This window comes from Pontimicrobium aquaticum (assembly GCF_005047595.1).
Classification (GTDB): Bacteria; Bacteroidota; Bacteroidia; order Flavobacteriales; family Flavobacteriaceae; genus Pontimicrobium; species Pontimicrobium aquaticum.
Window position 1 is genome coordinate 166,504 of record NZ_SUPL01000004.1, and the last position, 12,171, is coordinate 178,674.

At 34.0% G+C, this 12,171-nt stretch carries 8 protein-coding genes; all 8 read right to left on the minus strand.

The features are described from left to right. Positions 1–100 precede the first annotated feature (100 nt). Positions 101–1,411: an NAD(P)/FAD-dependent oxidoreductase gene (locus E5167_RS08580; protein WP_136843075.1), complete on the minus strand. Its 1,311-nt coding sequence runs from the start codon at positions 1,409–1,411 to the stop codon at positions 101–103. Positions 1,412–1,558: 147 nt separating this feature from the next. Then, on the minus strand, positions 1,559–1,855 hold the full coding sequence (trxA, locus tag E5167_RS08585) for a thioredoxin (protein ID WP_136843077.1): 297 nt from the start codon (positions 1,853–1,855) through the stop codon (positions 1,559–1,561). Then, the gene (locus E5167_RS08590) at positions 1,855–2,343 is read right to left on the minus strand and encodes a cytochrome c (protein ID WP_136843079.1); all 489 of its coding nucleotides are present in this window, start codon (positions 2,341–2,343) and stop codon (positions 1,855–1,857) included. Before E5167_RS08590 ends, trxA begins: the two co-directional genes overlap by 1 nt. A gap of 148 nt (positions 2,344–2,491) precedes the next feature. Continuing rightward, a complete protein-coding gene (locus E5167_RS08595; protein WP_136843081.1) occupies positions 2,492–3,913 on the minus strand; it encodes an MBL fold metallo-hydrolase in 1,422 nt (473 codons plus the stop codon). 92 nt (positions 3,914–4,005) lie between these two features. Further along, positions 4,006–5,730 (minus strand): SulP family inorganic anion transporter, encoded by a 1,725-nt coding sequence (locus tag E5167_RS08600; protein WP_136843083.1) that lies wholly within the window; start codon positions 5,728–5,730, stop codon positions 4,006–4,008. 74 nt (positions 5,731–5,804) lie between these two features. Further along, positions 5,805–7,523, minus strand: coding sequence for a SulP family inorganic anion transporter (locus tag E5167_RS08605; RefSeq protein ID WP_136843085.1), 1,719 nt, complete (start codon positions 7,521–7,523; stop codon positions 5,805–5,807). A 66-nt stretch (positions 7,524–7,589) separates the two neighbouring features. Then, positions 7,590–10,502 (minus strand): molybdopterin-dependent oxidoreductase, encoded by a 2,913-nt coding sequence (locus E5167_RS08610; protein ID WP_136843087.1) that lies wholly within the window; start codon positions 10,500–10,502, stop codon positions 7,590–7,592. Positions 10,503–10,518: 16 nt separating this feature from the next. Beyond that, entirely contained in the window at positions 10,519–12,135 is a 1,617-nt protein-coding gene (gene nrfD / locus E5167_RS08615) for an NrfD/PsrC family molybdoenzyme membrane anchor subunit (RefSeq protein ID WP_136843090.1), read from the minus strand. Positions 12,136–12,171: the final 36 nt, after the last annotated feature.

A 12,171-nucleotide genomic window follows, 5' to 3' on the forward strand; every position in this document is an offset into this window, starting at 1 on the left:
AAGTCTTATTTAAGCTGATCTGGTGCAAAAAAGCTAACTTCTTGCTTTGTAAAAGTACTTAAATAAGTAAGAAACACTCGTAACATTGGTTACATAGTATCTAAACCTCTATTCCCTTCATCATTTTATTCCAATATAAGTATGGCAATCCATATTTTTTAAGCATCCATAATCTCCAATGTTCTTTTGAAGAATCGTTAATCATCATAGGGAACTTTTTAAGTTTAGGATCTGGTTCAAAATTCTTTTCGTAGTCAAACTCGGCTAATACCATTTTTCCGTAACCTGTAACCAAAGGACAAGATGTATAACCATTGTATTCTTTTGATGATATTGCATTAGCTTCAATCATTTTTAAAATATTTGCTACTGTTACTGGCACTTGTTTTCTAATAGCTGCTCCAGTTTTAGAAGTTGGTAAATTTGAGACGTCTCCTAGACTAAAAATATTTAGATACTTAGTATGCTGTGTTGTTTTTGGGTTTACCGAAACCCAACCTGTCTCAGCAGCTAATGGTGAGTTTTTTATAAAATCAGGCGCACATTGAGGTGGTGCTAAATGCATCATATCAAAATGAATTCCAAATCGGTCTCCTTCTCTAGTTACTTTTACATCTTTATAGTTATATTGAATATCTCTATCTAACGAAGCCACATCACCATCAGCAATGGTTACACAACCTCCAGCTGTTAGGTCTTTATCTATTTCGTACCATGCAATTTTTTTATCTGCATCTACCTTTACCAACTTATGAAAGAATCGTACATTAATATCTTTTCTGTCAACCACATTCATGAGTGTATCAGCAATAACTTTTACTCCAAAAATAGAGCCGCTAGGTAAAGCAAACACAATATCTGTGTTTTTTCTAACTCCCTTTTTTCTAAAATAATCATCTGCTAAGTACATTATTTTTTGAGGTGCTCCACCACACTTAATAGGTGTAGTTGGCTGAGTAAACAACGCTGTTCCTCCGTTAAAATTCTTTAAAGTCTCCCAAGTATGATTTGGATCTGTATAATTACTACAAACTACTCCTTTATCTATTGCTTCGGGAAGCCCTTCTACTAACTCAGGTGCTATTTTTAACCCTGGTACTACAACTAAATAATCGTAAGTAAACTCATTACTTTTTTTGGTAACTACAGTATTACTTTCTGGTTTAAAAACATCAGCAAACTCCTTTATCCATTCTACTCCTTTTGGGATTAACGAAGCCATTGGTTTAACAGTGTCGCTAAATTTATACGTATTGGCTCCAACTAATGTCCAAGCTGGTTGGTAATAATGTTTATCGGAGGGCTCAATTAAACCAATTTCTAAACTTGAGTTCTTTCGCTTTAATTGAGAGGCAACCATAATTCCTGCTGTTCCTCCTCCAATTATTAATACTTGATAATGAGTTTTCATGAATTTTAATATTAGTTAGTACTTTGATTATTAAGACACTAAAGTTAGCTTCAATTTTCTACAACATCTGTAACCTTAGTTACAAAAAAAGGCAACTTTACAGCTGCCCTTTAAATTAATAAACAAGTAGAACATTAAAAATTTATACTAACTAAACTTATAAATTATGTTTATTAACTCATTTTTATCGATTATTCCAGATTGCCGCCATAATTGCTTACCATTTTTAAATAAAATAAATGTTGGAACACCTCTTACTTGATATTTTGCTGCCAATTGAGAATTAGTATCTACATTAATTTTAATAATTGAGATAGCTTCTTTAAGCTCGCCTTTTACCTCTTTTAGTTTTGATTCCATTACCTTGCATGGACCACACCATTCAGCGTAAAAATCGACTAATACAGGAATATCTTTGCTTATTATTTCTTTAAAAGAACTCATTAATTTTTATTTTTTCCTTTTCCCATACCCTTTCCATGCTCTTGCTGGTAATGCTCTTGAAACCATTCTGGTTGTTCAATATCATTATCAAATATATAATCTGCTATAAGCTCTATATCTTCAGCTTTATATGGAGCATATGGCATGATTCCAAACTTTCTAACAGCTCCAGGCATTTTTGATAATTTTTCACTTGGTGCTTCAACCCATTTTTTTAATGCGCTTACAAATTCTTCTTTACTAGTGTTAACACTTTTGTAATGCTTTTTCACAGCAACCATTGGAGGTGCTAGTCTATTTTCGTGAGAAGTAGTTGGGTTATGACAAGCATAGCAATGGGTTTCCATTAATTTTTTTCCTAGATGCTCATTGTTTTCAATTATTGCAACAGCAGTATAATTAGATTTTGATTTTATCATACTGAAAAAAAGTGTCGCTAGAATCAATAATACTATTGTAACTATTAGGATTTTTATAATACTTTTCATGTGTAGTCTTTTTATTCTATAATCTTATAAGAATCAACCTCTAAGGTAATACTAAAAAGCAAATTATGAGGTAACATTAGTTACACATAGCTATAAAAAAAGAAGCAGCTAAAAAGCTGCTCCTTCTATTAAAATAACTTATTAAATCTTAAAGTAATGTTGTTGGACAAACATAATCTGTCATTGGAGCATCTGTTTCTTTTAAATCTTTAAACCCTCCTCTTACATCAGTAACTTTATCAACACCATTTGCTTTAAAAATAGAGGCTGCTACTAACGAACGGTATCCACTTGCACAATGCAAGAAATATTCCTTATCTGTATCTATTTCAGCAAAGTTTTGATGTATAAAATCTAATGGAAAGTTTTCTACACCTTTTACATGCTCTGATAGATATTCAGACTCTTTACGAACGTCAACTGGTTTTTCCATTTCTCCTTTTGCCAATTTTTCTGCAAACACGTGTGCAGAAATAGAACCAATTTTATCTACTTCATACCCTTGAGCTTTCCAATCTTGGATTCCTCCATTTAAATATCCTAAAGTATTGTCGTAACCTACTCTAGAAAAACGTGTTACTATTTCGTTTACACGTAACTCATCGTCTGCAATAAAGATTATTTTCTGATTAATATCTTTTATTAATGCGCCTACCCAAGGTGCAAAACTACCATCAATACCAATATACCAAGCTCCTGGAACTGTACCATCTTCGGTATAAGATTCTTTAGAGCGCGTGTCTATTACAAGCACATCTTTTTGTTCGCTCATTTCTTTAAAAGTCGCAGAATCAAGTGGTGTAGTACCTCTATGTAATACTTCGTCTATACTAGTATTAACAGATTTGTTCATGCGTACATTATTTGGAAAATATTGTGGTGGTGGTTTTAAACCTGTTGTCACTTCTTCAATAAATTCTTCTTTTGTCATATCGGCTCTAAGCGCATAGTTTGTTTTCTTTTGGTTACCAAGAGTATCAAAAGTTTCACTACTCATGTTTTTACCACAAGCCGATCCAGCACCGTGATTTGGATATACAATAATATCGTCTGGCAACGTCATTATTTTGTTTCTTAAAGAATCGTATAAATGTCCTGCCAAATCTTTTTCAGTTAATGTGCCTTGTTTAACAGCTAAATCTGGACGGCCTACGTCTCCAATAAACAAGCAGTCTCCAGTACAAACGTAAGGTGTATTTCCTTCTTCATCTGTAATTAAATATGAAGATGACTCCATAGTATGCCCTGGTGTATGTAATAATGTTATTTTACCTCCACCTAAAGGAAATTCTTCTCCATCTTTACCATTATATATCTCGTATTCAGCAGTTGCATTTGGTCCAAAAATAATTTTTGCACCAGTTTTTTGAGCTAAATCATACTGTCCAGACACGAAATCGGCGTGAAAGTGAGTTAGAAAAATGTACTTTATTTTAGCATCATCAGCTTCTGCCATTCTAATATAAGGTTCCGTTTCTCTTAAAGGATCAATAATAGCTGCCTCTCCATTAGACTCAATGTAATAAGCCATTTCAGCTAGGCATCCAGTAAACAGTTGTTCTACTTTCATGTTTTTATATTTTATTGATTCATAATTATTTAGTGCAATTTAGCTAAAATTAGTCCTTTAAATGTAACTAGGGTTACAAAAGTAATTTTAAGCTATTCATTTGCTTGATTGGTATATTTGTAAAACTTAGTATCTTCTTTTAAGCCTGTTTCATAGTAATCTACAGCATCTTGAACACTCATAAAAAAGTACTCTTCTCCAATTTTTTTCATTAAGCCAGATTTCACCATTTTATCCCTAACAGGACCTTTTAAACCTGTAAAAGCTAGCTGTACTTGTCTATCCTTAAAATACGTATAAATTTCGTTTAAAGCAAATAAAGCACTACTATCTAAACTATTAAAGCTTTCACCATCAATGATTAAAAACTTAAGCTTACTACCTTTATATCTACAAAACTCTTGCAATTTATTTTTAAAATAGGATGTGTTTGCAAAATGTAATTGTGCATCAAAACGCACTATTAGAATGTTTTCATGAATAATAACATCTTTAAATCGCTTTCTGTTTCTATAAAAGTGAGTATTAGGTACGTTTCCTAAAATGGCAATATGTGGTTTAGTGCTTTTATAAATTAACATTCCTAAAGATAATAGCACACCACTAATAATACCTTCGGTAATACCAACCATTGCAGTAATAATCAACGTTATGTTTAAAATTACTAGGTCTCTTTTAGCATAGGTTAATAATTGTTTTGGTACTCTAAAATCCAACAATCCAAATACTGCTACAATAATTATTGCTGCTAAAACAGCTTTAGGCAAATAATAAAATACTGGTGTTAAAAAAAGTAGTGTTAAACCTATTACAGAAGCCGAAATCAATGATGCCAAATGTGTTTTAGCGTTAGCTTGGTCGTTGACTGCTGTTCTGGAAAAACCTCCTGTAGCAGGATATGATTGAAAAAAAGAGCCTATCATATTAGAAAGTCCAAGAGCCACTAACTCTTGGTTAGGCACTACTTTATATTCTGTATGCTTTGTTTCAATAGCTCTGGCTACAGATACAGCTTCTAAAAAACCTACAAAAGATAAAGTAAGTGCTACAGGAGCTAAGTTTATAATAATCTCTTTACTAAATGACGGCATTTTAAAGCTAGGTAAACCCTCTGGTACACTTCCTACAATTTGTACTCCAAATTGATCTAAATTAAAAAGCTTTACTGCTAGCAAACCTAGAACCACAACAACTAGAGCTGCTGGTGTTTTTTTAAACTTTTTCTTAAGATACACCAAAATAATAATAGATATAATCCCTATTGTTGTAGTAATTAAGTTGCTGTCTTGAATCTGACTGAATGTGTCTTTTAACAACACTTGTATTTTATTGCTTCTGCCAATATCTATACCAAATAGATGCTTAAATTGGTTTATACCTATTATTAGTGCAGCAGCTGATGTAAAACCACTAATAACTGGTCTAGATAAAAAGTTAACCAAAAAACCTAATCTAAAAACACCAAAGGCCACTTGCAAAACACCCATCATAAAGGCTAACAATATGGCAAACTCAATAAAATTTTGTGTTCCAATTTCAGCTAAAGCCGCAACTCCCGAAGCTACAATTAAAGAATCCATAGCTACTGGACCAACAGATAATTGCCTTGAAGTTCCAAAAATGGCGTAAATAATTTGAGGAATCAATGCAGTATATAAACCATAAATAGGTGGTAAACCAGCTATCATAGCATAGGCTATACCTTGAGGTACTAACATTACGCCTACAGTTATTCCAGCACTAATATCTCCTTTTAACCAGTCTTTTTTATAGTTAGGTAGCCAATCTAAAATTGGTAGAATAGATTTTAAATTCATACACGTATTTTGCCAAAACAAAGATAGTATAAGTTAGAGGAAAATATGTAACTAGAATTACAATGATTGTGCTACTATTTGGTTTTACATTCATCAAAAACCTTTTCTAGACAAGGTTTATTTATTTTTTTGTGAATTTCATGAATAGCTTTTTTCTTTTCATCAAAGAAAATATTGTTGCCTATTTTATCTACAAAACCTCCTTTTTGTAAAATATCCTGACTGACTAACTTTAAGCCTGCAAAATAAATTCCTCCTCTATTTTTTTGCCATTTTTTTATTTCGTTTGTTAACCATTCGGCAGCAGCTAGATCAATAAAATTAATACCATCAGCAGCTATTAAAATATACTGGATTTTATTGTCATCATATAGTTTAGAAAAATAGTTGGATATCTTTTCAATTGATCCAAAATACAATGATCCATCTATACGAACAATCTTTAAGTTAGAACACTCTTTAGTTTCGTCATCTCTAATTATGTTAACAAGTCGCTTGTTTTTATCTGCTCCCAAAACTGCAATATTAGGTTTTGAAGTTCTTTCCATGTAAAAGAAAAACGAAGTTAAAATACCTGCCAACAACGCAAATTCTAAATCGAAAAACAAGGTGCCAAATAAAGTGATAAATAATACAATTAACTCTCTTCCGCTTGCTTTATACACTTGTTTTATATGATGAAAGTCTATTAGATTGTAACCTACTAGTAAAATTATTCCACCCATGGCTGCCTTTGGTAAAAAGGATGCATACTTAGCAAACAATAACAGAACAACCATTAAAAATACGGAAGCAAAAATAGCGGACATTGGTGTTCTTGCTCCTGCTTGGTGATTAACACCAGACCTTGTAAACGATCCTGAACCAGCATAACTCGAGAAAAAACTAGCCACCATATTTGATAAACCCTGACCTATAAACTCTTGATTTCCGTCAATTTTTTGATGTGTATGTAACGCTATAGCTCTGCCAATAGCAACAGCTTCAATTAAACCTAACAAGGCTAAAACCATTGCGCCAGAACTCAATAACTTTATATTATTTAAAGTAAAATTTGGGACTTGAAATGGAGGTAAATTTGAAGGTATATTTCCAACAGTTTCAATTCCATTTGTATCACCTCCTAAAAAAATTGCCAAAGCACTCCCTAAAACCATTGCTAATAACATGTAATATCTTGACAAAGGTTTTATAAATAACTTAATTATTAATGCAATTAGCAACGTTCCTGTTGCTACAATAAATACATACCAATTGGTATCAGAAATATGGCTTGCAATGTATGATACAATCTCAACAATTGAGCTTCCTTGAGGGATTTCTATTCCAAAAACATGCTTTAACTGTTTAAAAGCTATGAGTATTCCTGCGCCAGCTGTAAAGCCAATGATTACAGAATGTGATACAAAATTTACCAATTTTCCCATTCGTAATAAACCCATTACAAACTGAAAAAAACCTGCAAGGAACGTTAACACTAATGCTAAAGACACAAAACCTTCTAAGTCCGTTTCTGGATTTACAAACTTTATTAATGTAGAATATACAACTATTGAAATAGCTGTGGTTGGTCCAGAAATTAAATGGTACGAAGATCCAAATAATGCTGCAATAATTGGAGTAATCATGGCTGTGTAAAAACCATAAATTGGTGGCAAACCAGCAATCATAGCAAATGCAACAGCTTGTGGAATAACGATTATAGTTCCTGTTATACCTGCTATTATATCGTCCTTTAGTGTGTGTTTTGCAGTTGGCAACCAAGTAAGAAATGGAAAAACTTTCTTAAGCATATATTAATTTATATTAATTATTTTCTAAAAAACACAATTCCCGCAAAAGCGGGAATGTTGTTTAATTTACTTTTCTTCTTTTGGGATGTAATAACATCCTCCTTCAGATTTGTCTGGTGTAAAGGCTCTATTAAACCATAATGGTCTTCTTTCTCCATTTGGTCCAGGAGCTGGTCTTGTCATAGCCAACCACTCTTTATATACTTCGTGAGATTTATTAGTATCTACGTAAATATCGCCATATTTTTCATCTTTTCCTGGTACTTCGATTCTAACACGTTGATGCCAACAATGCATACCACTAATTGGGTCAGGATGTACAGCGTGTGTGATATTTTGGTGTACACCTCCATCTTTCCAGAAAATTCGTTTAGAATCACTATCGCTAGATTCAAAAGGTTTTACTCCAGAAATAGTGTTCATTTTCCAACCTCCATTTCCATCGTTTTCAATATTTACTGTATTGGTTGCCCAACGATTTCCTATTTTATCCTGTGGGCGTCTCCATCGTCCTATATGGTGTGAACAAGCCACAACTCCCGGTTTCATAGATTGTGTAACCCATACTTTATCGATAAAATAACCAATATCTGTATTCATTTTAACTAAATCTCCAGTTTTAAATCCCCATTTTGCAGCATCATCAGGATGCATCCAAATTGGGTTTCTATTTGAAATTTCTACTAGCCACTTAGCATTTCCAGAACGCGAGTGAATTAAAGTTGGCAACCTAAATGTTGGAACTAACACATATTCACCTTTAGATTTATCTAGTACTTCATTGTGAATATGACTTTTAATATAGGTAGGTGTTGCATATTCAGGCCATTTCCAATCTACCATGGTTTGCGAGTAAAACTCATTTTTACGAGATGGTGTTGGAAATCCCACACAAGCTTTTCCGTTAACCATTACACCAATAGCTTTACCATCTTTAGTAATGACATCGGTTTCTGGATCTACTTTAGAGCCTTTCAGCTGTTCTTCTGTCAATTCATTTTCGTTGACTTTATATGATTCTCCCTTTTCAATTTCGAAAGCTCCATATTTTTTCATGTATTCTAGTTCAGCAAACTGTCCTGTAAATCCATCAGCTTTAGCTGCTTCTGGTAAGCCTTTTACACGTTCAAAAATATACTGATAATATTCGTCTATAGTAATTTTTTCTCCAGGTCTATATGGCGATTCAAACGTTTTTCTAATTCCCATACTTCCGTCAGGATCTATTCTCCAGCTTAATTCAATCCAGAATTCGTCTTCTTCCCAAACTTCTCCTGGGTTAGCCTGATACGTGAATTCAACAGGTTTACCGTTGCGTCGTGCTGCTTCTCTTAAAACTGGCTGACGGAATGCTACCCATGTTCCTCCATGAGTTGCATAACTATTCAAGTCATGTCTTTCTGAAGCCAACCCCATTGGCAATACAAAATCTGCATAAAAAGCTGTTTCATTCCATGTAGGTGTTAAGGCTGCATGTATGCCGAATTTAGATTCATCTGCCAAGGTTTCCATCCACGTAAATCCGTCAGGATAAGTCCAAACTGGATTAAACACTCTTGAAAAATACACGTCCATTTTACCTCTTCCTTCCTTTAAGAAATGTGGTAATAACTGACTCATTTCAAAAAATGCTAAAGGATATTCTTTAGGAAAATGTAACTCGTTCCATTTTTTTTGAGGTGCTGGCGGATTAGGCTGTGTTGGCTTAAATTTATTCCATGAATTAGGCGATGTTCCTCCTTTTGCTCCAACTGCTCCAGTTAAAACTGTTAAGAAGTGTAACGCTCTAGCCACACACCAACCACCAAGGTTAGATGCACCAGCTGCTCTCCAGTTGTGTGATGCAAAGCGTTCGCCTGCTTCACCAATTTGACGAGCAATGTCTATAATCATATCTGCTTTTACACCTGATTCTTTCTCTGCAAATTCAGGAGTGAATTCCTTATATTCTTCAATCATTGCAGCTATATAATTCTCGAAAGTAATCTCTTTATCAGAATGTCTTGCTTTAAGGTATTCTTTCCAATTTGTCCAGTTTTCAAGATATTCTCTATTATATAAACCTTCCTGAAGAATAATTAAAGCCATTGCTAATAACACAGCTGCTTCTGTACCAGGATACGATGGTAACCAATAATCTGACATGGACGCTGTATTAGATAAACGAGGATCCATGGTAGCTAACTTAGCCCCTTTCATTTTTCCTTCAATAATACGTTGTGCATGTGGATTGAAATAATGTCCAGATTCTAAATGAGCTGACACCAATAAAATGAATTTTGCATTAGAATGGTCTGGTGATGGTCGGTCGTAACCGTACCACAAATTATAACCAAATCGTGCTCCAGATGAGCAAATATTAGTATGTGAGTTATGTCCATCTATTCCCCAACCTTGAAGAATCCAGTTCATAAATTTTTCGTGACCAGGTCGTCCTACATGATAAGCAATTTCGTTATGCCTATCTTCTTTTATCGCTTTTCTGATTCTAGCTGCAATGATATCTAAAACCTCATCCCAAGAAACGCGCTCCCATTCGCCATCCCCTCTTTTTCCTTTTCGTTTAAGTGGAAATAATATTCTATCAGGGTCTGTAATTTGATTAATAGTAGCTGGTCCTTTTGCACAATTTCGCCCTCTACTTCCTGGATGTTGTGGGTTTCCTTCAAACTTTTTTACTTCACCACTTTCTTTATCAATAAACGCTGTAAGACCACATGCGCTTTCACAATTAAAGCATGTTGTTGGTACAATTTGATACGTTGTTTTTTCCTTTTTAGGCCAAGCTTTAGGATTATATTCTACCCAATTATCCCATTTTTCAGGAGGTGGAAAATTCTCATACATTTGCGCAACTTCTTCATCAGAAAAATGTCGCATATCGTCTTGAAACTCTTGATAGTTTTCTTTGTGCAGGTTTGGAATTATTCCTAATTTTTCTGCTATATTCTCTATAAAAGATGGCTTTTTATATCCCATGATTTTTTCTTTTAAATTAAGCTAACGGAATGCGTTGTGGCGCTTCTACCCAAATTTTTTCGGTTATATATATTCCTATTAATACCAGAATTGCAGAAACAGTTAACATAGTTGCACTTGATGCAAAAAGTAATAACGCTAATGGTATTACATTTCCAACCAACACTACTCCAATCCAGAATAAGTTTTTATATCTACCTTTTATAATCATTTCTACAACTGTATGAGCTGCTGTACTAGGATGCGTAATTGTAAGCTCAGTAACCATAGAAAATAAATTTACTGCTAAAGAAACTATTAATGTTATTTTTAACATTGACATCCAATTTTCGTTACCGAAAATTAGTGATGCTAACACGAAAATAGCAACACCAGCCATAATACTGTGCACTAGCATATGTAATGGTAACGTTGGGCTTTGCCAAAAATCGCGACCTTTTGCTTGTGCGAATAAAAATGCTGTATAAATTGCTAATAATACACTAAAGACTGCTGTAACCCATAATAATGGTGTTTCAGGAATACCTAAATTAAACCATGTGTTAGCTCCCCAAAGGGTTATTAACAACCCAAATATTGTGATGGTATATCCACCTTTTACCAACCATGAATTCCATTGTGGACGTAACAGTACATTTAAAAACCTGTCTGGTCTGTCTAAATCCATTACTAAGAACAGTCCTGTTAGTGCTAAACCAACTAATGAAATTCCTGCTGACCATAATTTTGCTGTTGGTGACACATCGTATCCTAAAATAATTGCCAAGAATGGAATTAAAAATGCGCCTGCTGCTATTGCTTTAGTAAATACATATGCTGATACTTCCCAACCCCAAAGAATTCCTTTATCTGGTGTATCGTAAACACGTCTTGCTTTTCCACTTAGCACATCAATATAATTGGGGTTTTCGTTATCTTTTCTTTGATATGCTGCTTGCATTTCATTATCGATGCTCATTTGTAATAAATCGACATCATCATTTGTATGCAACATTTTTTCGGCAGCTTTTGCATAATGACCTACACCACGAGCTTGTGAATTCCATAAACCTGGTCCAGATTTAGCAGTTGCTTCTGGGTTTAGTGATGATTCGTCACCATCTATATAAAATAAATTAGGGTTAGTTCCTTTTTCTGGTTTACGTACTTTTACTGCTTGTCGTGCTAATAATTGAGAAATTTCGGTGTTAGGATTATGCATATCTCCAGCAATAATGGCATGTTCTGGACATACAGTAACACAAGCTGGCTCACGACCAACTTCTACTCTGTGCGCACAATAATTACATTTTGCTGCGGTATGTGTTTCTGGGTCGATATATAATGCATCATAAGGGCACCCTTGCATACATGATTTACAACCTATACAACGGTTGTTGTCAAAATCTACAATACCGTCTTCACGAATATATAATGCTTCAACTGGACAAATCTCCACACAAGGAGCATCTGTACAATGGTTACAACGCATTACGGAAAATATTCTTCTAGTATTTGGGAATTCTCCTTTTTCAACTTGTTTAACGTATGTTCTGTTAACTCCTACTGCGACATCATGTTCTGATTTACAGGCAGTGGTACAAGCGTGACAACCAATACATTTTCGGTTATCAATTATAAAGCCATACTTCATATTATTAAAAATTGGATAGTTTAGTGTTTAAGCTTA